Genomic DNA, 18878 nt, shown 5'->3' on the forward strand with positions numbered 1-18878 from the left:
TTGTGGATACGGTTGCCCACTAGACCACATGGGCACGCCGCCGCCGGTTCCGGTACCGGCCTTTGACACAATGGGGGTGTGCATGAGGATGAGGAACGATTGCTGGAGGGTCTGGATCCAGCCCAGCGGCAGGCGGCTAGCGTGCTTGACGGGCCTGTGAGGATTGTCGCGGGGGCCGGGGCTGGCAAGACCAGGACCATCACCCGGCGGATGGCCTATGCCTGTGCCAGCGGCAGCTGGGAGCCCTCCAGAACCTTGGCAGTTACCTTTTCGGCCCGTGCCGCAGCCGAGATGCGTGATCGTCTGACCAAGCTTGGCGTGTCGGCCTCCCTGCAGGCGGCGACCTTCCATTCGGCGGCCCTGCAGCAGCTCAGACGGGTCTGGCCCCAGGTCAGCGGGACCTACCCTCCCGATCTGATTGAGGATGTGGGTCCTCTGGTGTCCTCCTCCTACCAGAGGGTCTGCGGGCAGGAGGCCGACCCGGGCCAGGTCAGGGACCTGACGGCGGAAATCAATTGGGCCAAGGTGGGGCTGATTGCCCCTCAGGACTACGTTCGTGTCTGCGCGGCCAGTCACCGTCTGCCGCCGGCCGGTCTGGAGGCCGATCGAATGGCCGACCTGTACACGGTCTTCGAGAGCTCCAAGGCCGCCCATAATCAGATGGACTTCAATGATATCCTCCTGCTGGTCTGCCACATATTGGAGGAAGACGGCCAGGCTGCTGCAGATATTCGAGACCGAATCGGCTGGCTGACCGTGGACGAATACCAGGATGTCTCGCCCCTGCAGCACCGGCTGCTCAAGCTCTGGCTCAACGGCAGGCAGAACCTCTGTGTGGTGGGGGACCCAGCCCAGACCATCTACTCCTTTGCTGGAGCCACTTCCTACTATCTGCTGAACTTCCCCCAGGAATTCCCCGGCATTAAGGCAGATTTAGATCTGTCCACCGATTACCGGTCCACGGGTAGGGTAGTCCATTACGCCAACGGCATTCTGGCGCGCTCGCCGGTGCGTGACGACTATCTGAAGCTGGCTTCGGCCCGTCAGGCGGGCAGCAGGGTCGCGATGACACGTTATGAGGACGATGGCGATGAGGCTGGAGCCGTGGCCTCCCGTATATCCTCCATGATTCGGAAGGGGGCGCGGCCCGGCCAGTTTGCAATCCTGACCCGGATCAATGCCCAGCAGACCCTGATCTGCCGTGCCCTGCACGAACGCGGAATCGGCTATCGGGTGCGTACCGAGTCGGGCTGGCAGAACCAGTCGGTCGATCTGAGCAGGCAGGAAGTACTGGAACAGCTTGAGGGCGGCATGGGCCAGGGGAGGGTCACGGTCTCCACTATTCACGCTGCCAAGGGATTGGAGTTCGCTCATGTCTTCATTGTTGGCTGCGCCGAGGGGCTGATTCCCTTTGGCTCACCGCCGGAAGGAGATGCCCTGGAGGAGGAGCGCCGCCTCATGTACGTAGGGGTGACCCGAGCAGAGGACACCCTGCATCTTTCCTACGCGGAGCACAAGGATGGCAGCGCCTTCGTCCGACGCACCCCCAGCCGGTTCATTCACCGCTGAGAACCAACGTCTCGTCCATCGGAACGTAGGGGGTGTTCAGTCCTGGCTGCTGTCAGGATCGCTCCTGTCTGAGTCATCCTGGTCCGGGTTGCTGTCGCGGGTGCTCTTCTGGTCGCCCGGAGCCTCGTGGCCCGAATGTTCCTGGTCATTTGCAGCGTGGGAATCAGAAGCTCCGGAGTCTGCGGAGGCGGTCGAATCGGCAGAGGAATCCTTTTCCTCGGCATTCAATAGTTTGTCCAGCTCGGCATCCCAGTCCACCGAGGGAGCGGAAGTGGCGTCCTTCTGCTCGGATTGCCCGTCTGCAGATGTAGATGCTCCGCCCTGGTCGCCTTCGACCTTAACAGGCAGCGAAGGCAGCAGATCAGGATGGGACCAGTGACTGTCACGGCCTTGGATTCCCTCCTCTGCGGTGATGCGCTCCCAAAGGTCGGCGGCCTCACGTAGCTGCTTGGGATGAAGATGCAGGCCCAGCAGGGACTCAAAGGTCTGTTCAGCCGGCCCTCCCACGGCACGCTCGCGTCGGGTCATCTCCCGCAGCTGCTCCAGGTGGGGCAGGTGGGCCATCCCGGCGTTCCAGACCACGCAATCCACCCAGCCATCCACCAGGGCCAGCAGGTCGCCCAGGCTGTGCAGGGCCTCTTTTTGCTCAGGGGTATCCTCAATGCCGACATTGCTGAGGTTGATGGCGCCAGCGATCGATTCGGGGTTGATTTGCTCAGCGTCGCGCAGCTGATCCTCCACAGCGTCCAGGTCGATAGAGACTCCCCGGGCATACTTGCCGATCAGGGCCTCGAAGCGCGGCATCAGCCAGGGGACGGCAGCGTAGAGCCGGGCGTGGGCGGCTTCCTTGAGGGCCATGTAGCGGGTGACCTCGTCCAGATCCAGCTGCAGGGATTTGGCGTAGGCCTTGATGTTCTGAGGTATGAGGGCTCCGGCGGGGTTCTTTAGCAACGGTATGCCCTGGTCGAATCCTCCGCGCACCTCCTTGGCCAGCTCGCCGGCGGCCTGACCTAGCTGCATGGCGAATGAGGTGTTCCCCAGCAGCCTCATCAGCGTGGTCGGATCCTTGAGGTTGTCAGGCAAGGGGATGGGCACAGGTCCGGCGAACATCCCCGAAATCTCACCCTGGTCGAAACCTTGGAAGCGCTGGCTTATGACGGAGGTCAAGGCCTCGCTGACCGCCTGGGCCACCGGCGAGGCGAACTGAACCCAAGCGTCTATGCTGCCCTCGATCCATCCTGCACGGGTCAAGGCTTCGGTTTGGCCTGGGGCGGGGTCAAAGGCGCAGACGGTGTCCAGCCAGAGGTTGGCTTCGCTCATGACTCGGGCCACCCGGTCGCTGTCCTCGGCTGTGACAGCGGTGTCGGACTGGTCGGCCCTGGTGCGCCCCAGGGCGATGTTCTTGGCCAGCGCAACGTTGATGGGCCCCTGGTCAGCCTGGGCCTGCATGTCAGCCGGAGTGTTCAGTCCTCCAGCCGTGAAAGCCTGAATCAGGGCCTGGACTTCGGCGGGTTTGGGCAACTGTTCGGCTCCCTGGGCAGCCATCTGGGAGCGGATGGACTCAGGCAGCTGAGAGAACTGACTCCAAGCCAGCTCGCCCTGCACCGGGCCGAAGCACTCAATGAGCCATTGGTGGATTGCATTCTCGTCCATTGCTTTGTTTCCAGTCCTCGCCAAGGCAGGTCGCCCGCCGCTTAGGTTGGCGTCTGCCGGGATTATCGTCTTCATCAACCATAATATTGGAGCTATGACACTTCCGCACGGGAAATCGGATCACTGCGCCACAGGCGCACCCGAAAGGCAAATCGGGACACTTGGCGGACCCACCCGCAAAATGCTGGTCGGTGGTCTTTTGGTCATTCTGGCCCTCTTGGTGCTTTTCCTTCCTTCGCCCTACACCATCGAGACGCCCGGCCCCACCCAGGATGTGCTGGGAAGTTCAAAAGGATCACCAGTCATCAAGGTGAAGGGTGGTCAGGTCCATCGTGACAAGGGCAGGCTGCTGATGACCACGGTCAATGCCCGCGGAATCTCCGGCTACCCGGCCTCAAATCTGGACGCCCTGGTGGGCTGGGCCGACCCTCACGCCACGGTGCTTCCCCAAGAGGCCGTGGTGCCTCCCGGACAGAGCGTGGAGGAGTACAAGCGCCAGGAGCAGGGCGATATGCACGGCTCCCAGAAGGCTGCCTCGGCCCAGGCTCTGGCCTTCCTCAAGGCTCGTGGATATGACGTATCAGGTCTGCAGTTCAGCATGAGGGTGGCCGACATAGGCGGCCCTTCGGCCGGACTCATGTATACCCTGGGGGCCATCGACAAGATCACCCCCGAGCAGGAGACCGGTGGCCTGACCATTGCCGGGACCGGCACCATGGATGAGAAAGGGCGAGTCGGGGCCATCGGCGGCATTCAGCTGAAGATGCTGGGGGCCAGACGGGACGGCGCCGCCTGGTTCCTGGCCCCAGCCGCCAACTGCTCACAGGTGGCAGGCCATGTGCCCGAAGGACTGCGCGACGTGCGGGTGTCCACCCTGGATGAGGCCTACAAGGCCCTGGTGGCCATCGGCCATGGCCAGGGGGAGGTGCTGCCCCGCTGCACGGCCGCCAAGGGCAGGTAAGACAAGGCCGGTCCAATTAATTGGTGAATTCCGGCAGTCTTGTTATGCTGAAGCCGTGGCTGAGACTACAACCTATACAGCGGAAGAGTTCGGTTTTCATCCCGGCGATATCGTCCAGGAATGGATGTGGGACGACGATGTCGACGACGGGATCCGGACTAGGATCGAGGATCTGACCGGCGAAGAGCTGGTGGACGAGGACTATGACGCAGCCGTGGATGGGGTCATCATCTGGTGGCGGGACGGTGATGCCGAAGACGATCTGGCGGATACCATCATGGATGCCTCGGCCATGGTCAACAAGGGCGCACCTTTCTGGGTGCTGACTCCCAAACCCGGCAGACCTGGAGCTTCGGCGCCAGGGGTCGTCTCCAATGCGGCCAAGACTGCGGGCATGAACGCCCTGATGCCCACCACCGTCAGCAAGGATTGGAACGCCACCCAGCTGCGGGCTTTCGGCAAGGGCAAGTAAGACTCCTGGCTGTAACGGCGCCTGCGTCGGCTCGACATATCGCATAAGCGCCAATGAACGAGGTGTCGGGCATCAGGATCAAACATGCCCGACACCTCCTTGTCGTTCATGAGGAATTCACGGAGGAATCCGTCTGGACAACGGCCCTTACCGCTCGCCCTTCTCAGCAACGGCAGGAGCCACCGTCGTGGCCTTGTTTTGATATTCAGCCAGCAGCGTGCGCGAGCGGATATCGCAGAGGTTGGCCACCAAGGCGATTATCAGGATGACCAGGCCCACCAGGAATATCCAATGCAGGCCGTCGAAGACGATGGTGCGGGCCGGTCCCAGCAGGCGAGAGGGGATGCTCCCTGCTGTGGCCGGGTTGATCATGCTGTTCATCATGTCTTCGGTCAGCCCCTTATGCTGGGGCACCTCGCGGGCGATGACCGTGTTCATGACGATGCCGAAGATTGAGACCATCAGGGTCTGCCCTAGGGAACGGGCCAGTGTGTTGAAGCTGGTCGAGGCGCCCACATCACCTGCTGGCACCACGCTCTGGGCGGTGATGGTCGAGGTGGTGATGGTCAGGCCGAAGCCGAAACCGACTACGGCGGAAATGACCAGAAAGACCCAGTAGGCGGTGGCCTGTGGGACGGCTATGTAACAGACGCAGGCTGTCAGGATGAAGGCCAGGCCGATATTGGTGGCCCGGTGCGGCGGGTGGTGCATGGTCAGAGGTCCGGCCAGGTAGGCGCCCAGGAGCCAAAGAATGGAAGAGGGGGTGACCACGAAACCGCCCAGGGAGGGGTTCATTCCCAGAACAGACTGCATCCAGATGGGCATGTAGGTGTCGAAGCCCATGAGGAATCCGGCCACCAGGAGCATGCAGATGTTCTGGATGACGAAGGTCCTGATCCGAAAGAGTCGCAGGGGCAGGATGGGATCTTCCTGGCGGCCCTCGACATGAAGAAGCAGGGCAAAGGTGACCACGGTGGCCGCAATCAGAACCAAGGTGATCCGCGCATCGCCCGCCGATCCCAGGCTCTGCAGGCCGAGCATCAGGCAGATCAGGCAGATGCTGAGCAGCCCGATGCCGATGTAGTCGACGCGGGTTTTACGCGCCTGGATATGTTCGCTCAGGAAGAGCTGGATCATGATGATGACCAGCAGGCCGATGGGCACGTTGATGGCGAAGACCCAGTGCCAGCTTATCTGCTGGACGATGAAGCCTCCCAGCAGGGGGGCGATGATGGAGGCGATACCCCAGGCCGAACCGTTCAGACCGATCATGCCCGCCCGCTTGTCCAGGGGATAGATGTCGGCCAGAACCGTGTATGTCAGCGGCTGGATGGCGCCTGCCCCCAAGCCCTGCAGAAAACGCGCGCTGATCAGCTGGGGCATGGATTGGGAAAGGGCGCACAGGGTGGACCCGATCACGAAGACCAGCAGGCCGATGGTCAGCAGCGGCTTGCGGCCGAAGCGGTCCGAAAGCTTGCCGTAGATGGGTGTGGTGACCGCCGTCATGAGCAGATAGATGGAGTAGACCCAGTTCATGATGGACAGCCCATGCAGGTCCCCGATGATGGTGGGCATGGCGGTGGAGACGATGGTCCCCTCGATGGCCGTCATGAAGGTGGCAATAAAGACCGCCACTGTCACCAAGGTGCGGTTGGTCTTTCTGCCACTGCCTGTATCGACTGTCTGTGACAATCCGAACCCCCTCTTATGCGGTATATACGGTGTGTTTCTCTTCTTTTGCGGGCAAGGCCCGAATTCCTAGAGGATTATAGCCGCACCTTGCGGCCTTGTCACCGTGTATTCTGCTAAGGTAGTGTGCTGGTCCCGTGGCTCAGTTGGTTAGAGCGCCACCTTTACACGGTGGATGTCCCCGGTTCGAGTCCGGGCGGGACCACAGGGGTTTTAGGGGTGTGTGCCCGAAGTTGCGTCTTAGCGCTCACGTAGAATCGATGCACGAAGATCGTTGGCAAGAAAGGTCAGGAGGTCGATGCCTGATGTCAGCTAAGCCTGATGCCCGTGGAACCGAGGCGACCATCGCGCGCTCGGGCAAGCGCAAGTGGGGATATGACACCAAGCAGGTTGATGCTTTCTTGGAGCGGGCTCACTCACTCTATGAGAGCCAGGACCCCGATCTTACCCAGGAGGAGATAGCCAACGCCTCCTTTGACCTGTGCAAGAACGGTTATATCATCACCCAGGTGGATGCTGCCCTCTCACGGCTGGAAAGGGTGATTTCCGACAGGCAGACCAGTCTGGAGATAGCCCGGGTGGGCGTGGATGGCTGGACGACTAGAATGGTCAGTTTGCAATCAGAGCTGACCGCTCATGCCGGCAGACCCTCGGGCAGCGTCTTCAAGCGCGGGGATCCCGGCATGCCCTCATACGACTGCAAGCAGGTGGAGCGGCTGATCGAGCAGGTCCTCAACAAGACTTCTGATCAGCTCAACCTGCATGAGGGACGGAAGACCGACTCAGGCAAGTCGAAGAACACCGACATCACGGCTGACCGCGTCTCCAACGTCATCTTCACCCAGCGGCGGGGGCCCAAGGGCTATGACGAGCGCCAGGTGGACTTCTTCCTGGCCAAGGCCGTCGAGCTTCTGGAGCAGCTGGAGTCCTTTGCCAGGGTCAGCGAGAGGGCCAAGAGAGCAAGCGCTAATGCAACGGCTCCAGCTGCTGTTTCTGGGCACTCGCAGCTTGCCGGGCAGAACCCTTCAGTTTCGGGCGTTCAGCCGCTGATCGGACAGAGCCAGGCACCAGCCTGGAGCATTCCCGATGATTCCGCTGTCGCGAGCGACAAGGGCAGCCAGGACGATTTCGCTCAACTGCACCAGGCGGAGCGGGCTATCTTTGAGGCGCCGGCCGCCAGCACGCAGACAACGCCTACAGCACCGACGGCGCAACCCAACAGTTCGCTGAGTGCTCTGGCTTCGACCGTCAACCAGCGACTGACTCAGGAAGGCGCTGGGGCAGCCTCAGCAGCATCGGCGGCAGCTGTTCCTGCCTCTTCCACAGCCAGGTCGGCCTCCTCAGCAGACGTGAGTGGCGGAGCCCCTGTTGGCTCTGCCAATCCCACCCCTGCCAATCCTTTTGTCTCCGGTCAACAGGAATCGGTCATGCCCGCCTCCGTGCCGCCCGCGGCTGCACAGCCGGCCTCTGCGCCAACCAGCCACACTCCTGCGGCTCCCACATCAGCGTCAGCAGCACCCGCGTCGGCTGCGCAATCCGTGCCATTCAACTCGGTGGCCGCTTCTTCGCCTTCCCCCGCACCACAGACTCCTGAGCCTGCGGTATTCCAGCCGACCTCTTCGGCACCCACGGCCTCCACTGCGCCTACTTCGGCAGGGAACGCTTTCGTCCCCTCCACAAGGCCGGAATCGCCAGTGTCTCCCTCAACGGCAGGTGCTGACACTGACGGCTCATCTATGCCGGGATCCGCCTCAATCATCTCCTCGCCCTTCGTCGATGGTCCTCTGGGCGCAGGCGGGCCCTTGGGCAGCTATGGGGAACCCTCGCCAGCAGCGCCTGAGGCCCATGAGCGGTCCTGGGCTGAAACAGCTGGAAGCAGCACGGATACGCCCGACTGGGCCAAGCCCCGGTATTCGCAAAACACGCAGGGCAATAAGCAGGACAAGGATCCGGATTCCTACCTGGCCTCCCTGCTCAACCAGGATCTGCCCAAGATGGATTTGGACATTCCTGATATTGCTTTCCCGGCCTTCGGTGACGAGGGGGAGCAGGATAAAGGCGGTCGATGAGTCATTCGGAAACAATGAATGCAGGCAGTGAAGGCAGGCAGGCTGGTTTGTCGGTCGAGCATGAGCGCATCTTGTCGGATTGGTCGCCCAGGGACGATGCCGGCCAGTCTTGCAGTCTGGTCATCCTGGGATCCACAGGATCCATTGGCACTCAGGCTTTGGATCTGATCAGTCGTCATAGGGACCGGTTCCAAGTGACTGGATTGGCCGCTGGCGGCGCGCATGTCGAACTGCTGGCCCGCCAAGCTCGCGATTTTGGCGTGACCCGTCTTGCTCTGGCCGACAAGGCCCAGGTTCCGGCTCTGCAGCAGGCTCTCGAGGCTCTGGAGTTGACTGGCATCCAGGTAGAGGCAGGCATGGATGCGGTTCAGGCTCTGGCCGGTTCCGGCAGTGACTTGGTCCTCAATGGCATTACCGGTTCAGTTGGTCTGCGTCCGTCTATTGCAGCCCTGCAGGCCGGATCCCAGCTGGCTCTGGCCAACAAGGAGTCCGTTGTGGCCGGAGGCCATCTGCTCTTTGACGCCGAGATAAGGCCGGGCCAGATCAACCCTGTCGACTCCGAGCATTCGGCCATCTGGCAGTCTCTGCGTTCGGGGCAGCATGGAGAGGTGGCCCGTCTGGTGGTCACTGCCTCAGGGGGTCCCTTCCGGGGTTGGAGCAGCCAAGCCATGCGCGAGATCACCCCTGAACAGGCCCTGAACCATCCGACCTGGTCCATGGGTCCGGTGGTCACCATCAACTCCTCCACCATGGTCAACAAGGGTCTAGAGGTCATCGAGGCCAGTCGGCTCTTCCGGATCGAGCCCGAGCGGATCACCGTGGTGGTCCACCCCCAGTCTGTGGTCCACTCGATGGTCCAATTCCAGGACGGGGCCACCATAAGCCAGGCTTCGCCACCTGATATGCGTCTGCCAATCGCCCTAGGCCTGTCGGCGCCCGTCCGTCTTGACCATGTGGCTGCGCCCTGCGACTGGTCCAAGGCCAGTACTTGGACTTTCGAGCCCTTGGATGACCAGGCTTTCCCGGCGGTCAATCTGGCCAGGCGGGCTCTAGGGAGCTGCGAGCCCATGACTGCGGTCTTTAATGCCGCCAACGAGCAGGCGGTCCGGGCTTTCCTGGATCATCAGCTGCCTTACCTGGACATCGTCGAAACCATCCGTTCAGTCATGGATGCCATGGAAACGCATCTTCCGGGAACATTCACATCCGTGGAGGTAATGGAGCAAGTCGAGCATGAGGCACGCCAAAGGGCCGATGCTTTGATAGACATGACAGCGTGAGTAGCATTCCCAAGACCGAACAGCCAGCACCCTCCCAAGGGTTCCGCAAGACAGGCGAGCAGGCCATCAGCCAGACTCCGCTGCATCCTCGTCGCCGCTCCCGTCGGATCATGGTGGGGCCTGTGCCGGTCGGCGGAGGCGCTCCCATTTCGGTGCAGTCCATGACCAACACGGTCACCGCTGACATCAATGCGACCTTGCAGCAGATCGCCGAGCTGGCCGCAGCTGGATGCGATATCGTACGGGTGGCTGTGCCCAGCCAGGACGATGCCGACGCGCTTCCCATCATTGCGAAGAAGTCACCCATACCGGTCATCGCCGACATTCACTTCCAGAGCAAGTATGTCTTTCAGGCCATCGATGCGGGTTGTGCAGCTGTCAGGGTCAACCCGGGCAATATCCGAAAGTTCGACCAGATCGGCCCAGAAATCTGCAAGGCCGCCACGGATGCGGGCATCTCCCTGCGTATCGGGGTAAACGCCGGCAGCCTGGACAAGGACATCTACGCCCGCTACGGCGGCCCCACCCCCGAGGCCTTGGTCGCTTCGGCCTTGAAAGAGGCCCACATGTTCGAGGATGTGGGCTTCCACGACTTCAAGATCTCCGTCAAGCACCACGATCCTGTGACAACGGTCCAGACCTACCGGCTCCTGGCCTCCAAGGGCGACTGGCCCCTGCACCTGGGCGTGACCGAGGCCGGCCCCTCCTGGCAGGGGACCATCAAGTCCTGCCTGGCCTTTGGCGCGCTCCTGGCCGAGGGCATCGGCGACACCATCCGTGTCTCCCTGTCCGCACCGCCTGTGGAAGAGGTCAAGGTGGGCTGCAAGATTCTGGAATACCTGGGTCTACGCCAGCGCCACTTCGACATCATCTCCTGCCCCTCCTGCGGCAGGGCCCAGGTGGATGTGATCGAGCTGGCCAAGGAAGTCACCGAGGGTCTTAAGGACATCACCGCTCCCATCAGGGTGGCTGTCATGGGCTGCATCGTCAATGGGCCAGGCGAGGCCAGGGAGGCCGACCTTGGGGTGGCTTCGGGCAACGGCAAGGGCCAGATTATCATCAAGGGCAAGGTGGTTCAGACCGTCCCTGAGGACCAAATCGTCCCCACACTGCTGGAGCGGGCCAAGGAAATCGCCGCCCGGATGGATGCAAAGGCGGCGGTCCAGGGTGAAACCCTGCCGGAGGCAGGGCCCATGGTGGTTCCGGTCACCGGCCGTGCCAGCTGAGCGCATAAGCACCATCCTCGCCACCGGTTACAATGGCCGTCGTGTCCCAAGAGGTTGAGCGTTCCCTCCCCGCAAGTCGGTGGAGCAGGGTCAGGCGGCTGATGACCAGCCTGCCCATCTTCGTGATTCTCATGGGTCTGCTGGCTTCTGTCTCCCACCTGACCGCCGTTCCCTGGAAATACGAACCAGTGGATCAGAATTTCCCCACACTGACTCCGGATACCGCGGTCACTTTTGACTGGCCTGCCGGGGTTGCCAGGGATACCGTGGGGCAGTACCAGGTCGAATCCCGTCACCAGGAACTGAGCATGGAAAGGCCCGCCACTGGCGAGCGCCAACGTATTCGGATTCTGATTCGTACTCCTCAGGGGGCTTCCGGCCATCGGCCGGCTGTAGTCTTCATGCATGGCGCCGGTTATGGCACATGCGACAACTCCTTCGGGGACGTGGCCCGGTCCATGGCCTCTGCTGGCTTCGTCACTGCCGTGCTGGACAAGCCGGTCTGGTCAACCACGGATGCCGACCGGGACTATCCCGCTTCGGCCAGGGCCTACGAGCGGGTTGCCAATTTGCTGCGCGACCGGGATGATGTGGATGCATCCAAGGTGGGCATCTATGCCACCAGCGAGAGCACTTGGATCGCCGCCATGCTGCTGACCATGGACCACCGGATAGCCTTCCAGATCCTGCTGAGCCCAATGGTCTATTCCCCGCGGCACGCCATGGGTTTCTTCGTGGCCCAGGACTTCGCTATTGCCGGGGCCAACCAGGGCTACCAGTCGGTGGTCCGTCGGCTCTTCAGCACCGATGCTTCCCTCTTGGGACTGAACAATCTGGATATCGACCCTACTGACCGCTACACCTACGCCATTCCCACCCTGCTGGCCTACGGGGCCAAGGATGTCATGACCGCCCAGGTGGAGGGCGTGCAGCGCGTGCTCTCCAAAGCTCATGCTTCCGGCAATGAGAACGTCACTGTGCGTTCCTATCCGGTCTCCAACCATGTGCTGCGGCTGGGGGATGAGGCCCGGACCGGCACGCCCCTGGCCGACCACTACCAGCAGGACATGATCGACTGGGCGGTGGGTCAGGCCCATGGCCTGCATCAGACCAGCCCCAGCGTGGGCGGGGCCACTATCCACCAGTCCATCGCTGTGCCCACTGATCTGAGGGGGCGGCGCTCGCTGACTATTTATATGCTAGTCCTGCACCTGCTGACCCTGGTGCTATTGCTGGCGGCCCTGGCCATGGCCCTGGCGGCCGGTCTGACGAAACTGTACCGTCTGCGCCGACGCAAGGACCCGGTCCTGGGCTTCAGCCATGGCTTCGGCGGCATCTTGGCAACCATCACCGGCACCACTATGGCCACCCTGGTCCTTTTCGGAGCCGGTCTGGGCCAGGTCATCATGGCGGTGGTACGTCTGGGCTGGGGCGGCGTGCCCGACCAGGCTGGGGTCAGCTACTGGAGCTGGCCGGTCATCCAGGTGGTCTGCGCCTTGGTCATCTGGGCCTGGTCACGCACCTTCGCTCGCATGGTCGAAGTAGCCTCCCTGAGGGGATTGGACCGGCTGCCCGACCAGGTCCGCACAAGCAAGGCCGGCGGCCCCAGTCTTCGCCAGCAGATGCGGAACATGGACCCCAGGCCTGTACTGGCTTCCACCCGCTTGGGTGTTGCACTCTTCATCGTCACCACCCTGGCCATGTTCGGGGTTCTGCTGATCTTCGCCTTCTGGGGCCTGTTCATCTACCAATGAAAGGACGGGACTGTCGTGGCCATCTATCGTGACGAGGGCCTGGTCCTGAGAACGGTCAAATTGGGCGAGGCCGACCGAATTGTCACCATTCTGACCAGGGGACACGGCAAGGTCAGGGCCGTAGCCAAAGGGGTGCGACGGACCAAGTCCCGCTTCGGCGCCCGGCTGGAGCCATTCATGCGTGACGACCTGCTCATCTCCCGCGGCCGCAACTTGGACATCGTATCCCAGGCGGCCTGCACAGCTCCCTATGCGGATGCCATATGCGCCGACTATGACCTCTACGCCAACGGGGGTGTCATGCTTGAGACCGCCGACAAGCTGGTGGTGGGCGAGCACGAGCCGGCTCCGGAGCAATACCGTCTGCTGGTCTCCGCCTTGGCCAGTCTGGCAGGTCACCGGCATGACCCCCGTGACATCGGCGCCTCATATCTGCTGCGCTCCCTAGCGCTGGCTGGCTGGCGGCCCCGGCTGGATTCCTGCATCGTCTGCGGGCGGACCGATCAGCTGACCCACTTTTCGGTGCCCGGCGGCGGAATGGTCTGCAGTCGGGACAGGCCTACTGACGCTGTGGCGGTAGATCCAGCCACCCTGGCCCGCTTCCGGGCGTTGAGCAGCGGGGACTGGCCCAAGCTGGACGGCAGGGGCTCAACTCCCCTCTGCGATGGTCTTGTCGAGAAATGGGGCGAATATTATCTGGAGCGGCCCATCAGATCTCTGCGGCTATTAGATTCGTGAAGCATGAGTTTTGACCCCGTCGACTACACCTCCCTGGATGTGCCTGCAGCCCCCTTCTCCGATCCCGCGCGTATCCCGCAGTTCCCCAAGGGTTCAGTCCCTCGTCATCTGGGTGTGATCATGGACGGCAATGGCCGCTGGGCCAAGCAGAGGGGCATGGAGCGCACCCAGGGTCACCGGGCTGCCGAGCCGGTGGTCTTCGACACCATAGCCGGGGCCATTGAGGCTGGGGTCCGCTACCTGAGCCTGTACACCTTCTCCACGGAGAACTGGAAACGCTCGCCGGCTGAGGTCCGCTTTCTGATGGGCTTCTCCAGGGACATCATCCATCGGCGAGTGGCCCAGATGGACGACTGGGGAGTGCGCGTGCGCTGGGCGGGTCGTAGGCCCCGGCTCTGGAAGTCGGTCATTGACGAGCTGGAGGCGGCCATGGAGCGCACCCGCCACAACACCAAGATTGATGTGATCTTCTGCATCAACTACGGGGGCAGGGCTGAGCTTGCCGATGCAGCCACTGACATCGCCCGGGAGGTGGCGGCCGGGCAAATCAAGGGCTCCAAGGTGACTGAAAAGATGATCGCCCAGCACCTCTACAACCCCGACATACCGGACTGCGACCTGGTTCTGCGCACCTCGGGGGAGCAGCGCACCTCCAACTTTCTGCCCTGGCAGGCGGCATATGCGGAGCTGGAATTCGTGCCTGAGCTCTTTCCTGACTGCGGGCGCGAGGTGCTCTGGCGGGCCATCGACGATTACATTCACAGGGACAGGCGCTTCGGCGGCGTGGAGAATGGCTGAGAAAACTGTCCCTCCCATGATGTGAAGCCAGCCATGGTCGTCCGAATTTACATGTCTGAGCACTCTCGCAATGCCCTTGAAAGGTAGTATGTGTCTTATCACAGCGAAGCAAGCCATAGCCGCTGTGGGAATCAGGGCAGCAAACGAAGCGAAGGAGCGACAGGCATGGACGACAAGCAACGCATCATGCAGATCATCGAAGATAAGTCACAGGAGTTCATTGAGGCCGCCGACCATATTTGGGGTACCCCCGAGACCAGGTTTGCCGTGAAGGAGTCGGTCCAGCAGCACTACAAGGTGTTGGAGCAGGAAGGCTTTGGCATCGAGAGGGGCGTGGGTCATATGGACTATGCCTACGTGGCGACCTGGGGCTCGGGCCGTCCGGTGATTGGCATCACTGGCGAATACGATGCCTTGGGAGGCCTCAGCCAGGTGGCTGATTTGGGTGAACACAAGCCCTTGGTCGAAGGCGGCAACGGGCAAGGCTGCGGCCACAACATTCTGGGTATGGCAGCCGTCGCGGCCGGGGTCGGGATTAAGACCTTCATGGAGGAGAAGGGGCTCAGGGGGACCATCAAGGTCTTCGGCTGCCCTGCTGAGGAGTCGGGCTATGGCAAGGCCTTCATGGCCAGGGACGGGGTTTTCGACGGGCTGGACCTGGCCCTGTCCTGGCATCCCTCGGATGTGACCCAGGCCTGGGGCTCCTCCAGCCTGGCAGTCCTGCAGGCCTACTTCGACTTCACCGGCGTGCCAGCGCACGCGGCTGCGGCCCCTGAGCTGGGCCGGAGCGCCCTGGATGCTGCGGAGCTGATGAACGTGGGGGTGCAATTCCTGCGTGAGCACATGATCGATGAGGCCCGTGTGCACTACGCCTTTATCGACGCAGGCGGCGAGTCGGCCAATGTGGTGCAGTCCCACGCCCGTCTTTACTACTTCGTACGTGCCCCCAGGATGGATCAGGCTCAGGATCTGTTCAAGCGTGTGGTGAAGATCGCCCAGGGTGCGGCCCTGATGACCGAGACACAGGTCAAGGAGGAGTTCGACGCGGCCTGCTACAACTTCATTCCCAACCATCCGCTGACCGAGGCCATAGACAGGAACTTGGACGTCGTCGGCCCCCTGCCCCTGGACCAGCAGGAGTTGGACTACGAACGCCGTTACACCGACACGGTTTCCGAGGCCGGCAAGCAGAGGGTGCTCAGCCGCACCAAGGCAGCCTTCCCGGATCTTCCGGAGGAGGAAGTCCGGAAGATGGCCGAGTCCACCATGGCCCTGAAGAAGTATCCGCTGGCCTTCACCGATACGGCATCGGGGTCCACCGACGTTGGCGATGTCAGTTGGCAGACGCCCACCGCCCAGTTCAGCGGCGGGTTCGAGCCCCAGGGAACCTCACCACACTCCTGGCAATGGGCGGCCAACGGCAAGTCCTCGGTGGCCCACAAGGGTCTGCTTGCGGCGGGCAAGACCCTGGCTTTGACCGCTTATGATGCGTTTACCAACCCGGACCTGGTAAAGGCCGCCAAGGAGGACTTCAGCAAGACATTCGCCGGCCAGGAGTACAAGGTTGTCATCCCTGACGATGTGATGCCTCACTGACTTGCTATTCGGCTGCCGCCGGGCCCTGTGATCCCTGTGGATCGAATCGCCCTGCGGCGGTTGGCTTCGACTGAAGGATGACAGACCAATGGCAATCAAGCAATCCTCAAAAACGGCGAGCGGAACGCTGATCTTTTCCCTGATGGCCGGTTACTCGATCGTGTACATGGACAAGAACATGATCTCGACCGCCATCATCCCCATCTCCGAGCAGTTCCACCTTGACTCGGGGCAGACAGGCATCATCATGTCGGCCTTCTTCCTGGGATACTCGCTCATGCAGATTCCCAGCGGCTGGCTGGCCGACCGGCTTGGGGCCAAGCGTGTGCTGATGGCCTCCATGATCATCATCGGTCTGTTCAGTTATCTGTTCGGCCTGGCCAATGGTCTGGCCTTCTTCATCATCGTCCGGTTCTTCGCTGGCATGGGCCACGGTGGCTATCCGCCCTCCTGCTCCAAGTCGATCGCGGAGAACTTCCCCCAGGAACGGCGCACCTTCGTCCAGTCCCTGATCCTGTCGACCTCGGGCATCGGCGGCATCCTGGCCTTCGTCCTGGGCGCCAACCTGGTCGCCATCAACTGGCACTTGGCATACGCTGTGCTGGGCACCCTCTACCTGCTGGCCTTTGTCTGCATCCTGATCTTCGTGCCATCCAAGCCCCGCCAGCCCGAGGCTGACCAGAAGCCCGGAGCCAAGGGGGCAGGGTTCCTCGAGGTTCTGAAGAATCGGAACGTGCTGGTCCTCTTCGTGGCCATGCTGCTGCTGAACATCCTCCTGTATGGCAATATCTCCTGGATGCCCACCTTCATCAAGAATACCTTCGGGCTCTCGATCGGCCAGGCAGGCATCCTGCTGGCGGTCAATGCGGTCTTCACGACCGTTGCCACCATCTACGCCGGTCAGTTGCTCTCGAAGCTCTTCCTGGGCAGGGAGAAGTTGGCCATCCTGGGTGCCGGGGTGATCAGCGCCGTCCTGGTCGTATGCTTCGTCTTCTCGCGCAACATCTGGCTCTCCCTCCTGCTGCTGATCCTGGTATCCTGCGTCTCCGTGGTGGCCTTCACCGGCATCTTCACCTGGCCCCACAAGATCATGGACCCGCATATCATCGGCTCCGCCATCGGCATCATCAACACCGGCGGCACCCTGGGCGGATTCCTGGCCCCCATGATCATCGGCTATCTGGTCAAGGCGGCCGGCGGTTCCTTCGTCGGAGCCTTCCTCTTCATGGGTGCGGCGGCCATTGTCTCAGGGTTGATGGCTCTGCTGGTCAAGGTCGGCAAGTAAAGCCTGGGCCGGATCGGCCACATCAATGGTTTCTGGTCTCGAAGATTAGGCGGCTGTGGCGCAGTCATGGCCGCTGGTCCATGGCAGGGAGTCAGTGTCAAAAAGTCGGTACCTCTTCTGGGATCTTCGATTCTTTGGTGCTCACCACGGATACTTGAAGGCGATGCTTACCAAGTAAAAGGCCCGCCCCCTGAGTAATTCAGGGGGCGGGCCTTTCCTGTGCCGACTAGGACAGTCGGATCAGCGATCCGGCTCTTCCCAGATGGTGCCCAGTCTGGCGATGGAGAGGGAGTCGATCAGGGCCTGGCCCTCGCCGGACTCGGCGATCAGGCGGATGCCGCGGGGTCCTTCGGCGGGGAAGGAGTAGGAGGACATGATCTCCAGCCCGTCGTTGATGATGACCTCGATCGAGCCCCGGTCCACGATGATACGCAGTTTGAGTTTGCCCGAGGACTTGTCGACGGGTGCTGTGCGGTAACCCCGATCCCCGTAGGTGTTGCAGTGGCGGTCCAGCACCACGCGGTCCAGCTGGTCGTCATAGCAGACCAGCGTATGATCGCCTGACTGGGTTCGGTGAATCTCCAGACCGATGCGCTCGGCCTGGGACTTGGCCAGGTCAATTTCCATAGTGATGTCGGCGGTCTGCGCGTCGTCCAACAGATCCTGGCTGCCGTTGACCTTCAGCTCGATGGGGCCGAAGTCCTGCTGGTCCTGGTCCAGGTTGGAGAACTCGCGTATGGGCAAGCAGCGCAGATGATCACCGGCCAGGGTGACCTCGCGGGGTACGGTGAACTGGCCGCACCAGCCATCCTCCTGCATGGGGATGGGCTCGGTGAAGGGACTCATCCAGCCGAATACCAGCCGACGGCCGTCAGGAGCCTGGAAGGTCTGCGGGGCATAGAAGTTGTGGCCGTCATCCCAGAGGTGGAATTCGGTCTCCTGATGGAAGTCGCCGCCGGGCTGCCAGCTGCCGATTACATAGCCGGCGTTGTTGTGGTTGCGGGCTTCGAATCCATGGGGTTTCAAGCCCATGGCCGAGTAGCAGATCACCCACTTGTCCTCCAGGGGGAACATATCGGGGCATTCCAGCATGAAGACCTCGGGGTCGGGGTGCCGATAGATCACCCGGTCGAAGGTCCAGTGCTCCATGTCATTGGAGGTATACATCCAGATCTCGCCCCGGTGGGCTGGGGTGCTGACTCCGAAGACCATGTACCAGAGCCCGCCCATCTTCCACACCTTGGGGTCACGGAAGTGCAGGATCTTGTCGTCGGGGCAGGGGACCACGACACCCTTCTTTTCGAAGTGGATACCGTCGGAGGAGACGGCCATGCACTGCTCCTGGAGGTTGCCGTCATCATCGTTGACCCCATTGCGCCAGCGGTGACCGGTGTAGTAGATGGTCAAACGGCCGTCGTCGCCCACCACGGCCGATCCGGAGAAGACCCCGTCCTTCTCGACCTCCAGGGTGGGCGCCATGGCCAGGGGCTCGCGCCGCCAGGTGACCAGGTCGGCGCTGGACACATGCCCCCAGTGCATGTTTCCCCACTCGCTCCCGTAGGGGTTGAGCTGGAAGTAGGCATGATAGCGTCCCTTGTAGTAGCTCAGGCCGTTGGGGTCGTTGATCCATCCGGCCTTGGAAGCGATGTGGCACTGGGGATACCAGCGGTCATTGCGGGTGGTGAAGAGCCGATCGATGCTCTTCTGGGCCTTGTCCAGCTGGGCGTTCATATCGGCGTTTTCCTTGGTTGCTGACTGGTTCATCCTTGAATCCTTTCGGGGTTGGAG

The 18878-nt window shown here is 62.0% G+C and carries 14 protein-coding genes and 1 tRNA gene; 12 read left to right on the forward strand and 3 right to left on the reverse strand.

Going from position 1 to position 18878, the window contains the following annotated elements; genetic code table 11:
- The first annotated feature begins 78 nt into the window (after window positions 1–78).
- Window positions 79–1569, forward strand: coding sequence for an ATP-dependent helicase (locus J3U06_RS04865; protein WP_220237021.1), 1491 nt, complete (start codon window positions 79–81; stop codon window positions 1567–1569).
- Window positions 1570–1605: 36 nt separating this feature from the next.
- Here the strand turns inward: J3U06_RS04865 and J3U06_RS04870 are convergent, their stop codons facing one another.
- Entirely contained in the window at window positions 1606–3222 is a 1617-nt protein-coding gene (locus J3U06_RS04870) for a zinc-dependent metalloprotease (protein WP_267444488.1), read from the reverse strand.
- Between the two features lie 94 nt (window positions 3223–3316).
- Between J3U06_RS04870 and J3U06_RS04875 the strand changes: the two genes are divergently transcribed.
- On the forward strand, window positions 3317–4183 hold the full coding sequence (locus tag J3U06_RS04875) for a S16 family serine protease (RefSeq protein ID WP_267444489.1): 867 nt from the start codon (window positions 3317–3319) through the stop codon (window positions 4181–4183).
- A 55-nt stretch (window positions 4184–4238) separates the two neighbouring features.
- The gene (locus tag J3U06_RS04880; RefSeq protein WP_024627263.1) at window positions 4239–4655 is read left to right on the forward strand and encodes a DUF3052 domain-containing protein; all 417 of its coding nucleotides are present in this window, start codon (window positions 4239–4241) and stop codon (window positions 4653–4655) included.
- Window positions 4656–4802: 147 nt separating this feature from the next.
- Here the strand turns inward: J3U06_RS04880 and J3U06_RS04885 are convergent, their stop codons facing one another.
- Window positions 4803–6347, reverse strand: a complete 1545-nt coding sequence (locus J3U06_RS04885; protein ID WP_267400724.1) for an MDR family MFS transporter — start codon at window positions 6345–6347, stop codon at window positions 4803–4805.
- A 128-nt stretch (window positions 6348–6475) separates the two neighbouring features.
- Between J3U06_RS04885 and J3U06_RS04890 the strand changes: the two genes are divergently transcribed.
- The 9 genes from J3U06_RS04890 to J3U06_RS04930 all read left to right on the forward strand — a co-directional run bounded on the left by J3U06_RS04890 (window position 6476) and on the right by J3U06_RS04930 (window position 17090).
- A tRNA-Val gene (locus tag J3U06_RS04890) sits at window positions 6476–6549 on the forward strand.
- Between the two features lie 100 nt (window positions 6550–6649).
- Window positions 6650–8413 (forward strand): DivIVA domain-containing protein, encoded by a 1764-nt coding sequence (locus tag J3U06_RS04895; RefSeq protein WP_267444490.1) that lies wholly within the window; start codon window positions 6650–6652, stop codon window positions 8411–8413.
- On the forward strand, window positions 8410–9693 hold the full coding sequence (dxr, locus tag J3U06_RS04900; protein ID WP_267444491.1) for a 1-deoxy-D-xylulose-5-phosphate reductoisomerase: 1284 nt from the start codon (window positions 8410–8412) through the stop codon (window positions 9691–9693). The genes J3U06_RS04895 and dxr overlap by 4 nt, the downstream gene beginning before the upstream one ends.
- Window positions 9690–10919: a flavodoxin-dependent (E)-4-hydroxy-3-methylbut-2-enyl-diphosphate synthase gene (gene ispG / locus J3U06_RS04905; protein WP_416378845.1), complete on the forward strand. Its 1230-nt coding sequence runs from the start codon at window positions 9690–9692 to the stop codon at window positions 10917–10919. Before dxr ends, ispG begins: the two co-directional genes overlap by 4 nt.
- Before the next feature lie 101 nt (window positions 10920–11020).
- The gene (locus tag J3U06_RS04910; protein WP_267444492.1) at window positions 11021–12673 is read left to right on the forward strand and encodes an alpha/beta hydrolase family protein; all 1653 of its coding nucleotides are present in this window, start codon (window positions 11021–11023) and stop codon (window positions 12671–12673) included.
- A gap of 15 nt (window positions 12674–12688) precedes the next feature.
- Complete coding sequence (gene recO / locus J3U06_RS04915) at window positions 12689–13411, forward strand: DNA repair protein RecO (protein ID WP_267431314.1); 723 nt, start codon at window positions 12689–12691, stop codon at window positions 13409–13411.
- A gap of 3 nt (window positions 13412–13414) precedes the next feature.
- Window positions 13415–14209 (forward strand): isoprenyl transferase, encoded by a 795-nt coding sequence (locus J3U06_RS04920; protein WP_267400720.1) that lies wholly within the window; start codon window positions 13415–13417, stop codon window positions 14207–14209.
- A 165-nt stretch (window positions 14210–14374) separates the two neighbouring features.
- Window positions 14375–15805: an amidohydrolase gene (locus J3U06_RS04925; protein ID WP_267444493.1), complete on the forward strand. Its 1431-nt coding sequence runs from the start codon at window positions 14375–14377 to the stop codon at window positions 15803–15805.
- 88 nt (window positions 15806–15893) lie between these two features.
- Window positions 15894–17090, forward strand: a complete 1197-nt coding sequence (locus tag J3U06_RS04930) for an MFS transporter (RefSeq protein ID WP_267400717.1) — start codon at window positions 15894–15896, stop codon at window positions 17088–17090.
- Between the two features lie 240 nt (window positions 17091–17330).
- On the opposite strand, the gene J3U06_RS04935 is transcribed toward J3U06_RS04930, so the two are convergent.
- On the reverse strand, window positions 17331–18854 hold the full coding sequence (locus J3U06_RS04935; RefSeq protein ID WP_267400716.1) for a glycoside hydrolase family 32 protein: 1524 nt from the start codon (window positions 18852–18854) through the stop codon (window positions 17331–17333).
- Window positions 18855–18878: the final 24 nt, after the last annotated feature.

Origin of the sequence: Bifidobacterium sp. B4142 (genome assembly GCF_026537325.1) — a bacterium.
Taxonomy (GTDB): domain Bacteria; phylum Actinomycetota; class Actinomycetes; order Actinomycetales; family Bifidobacteriaceae; genus Bombiscardovia.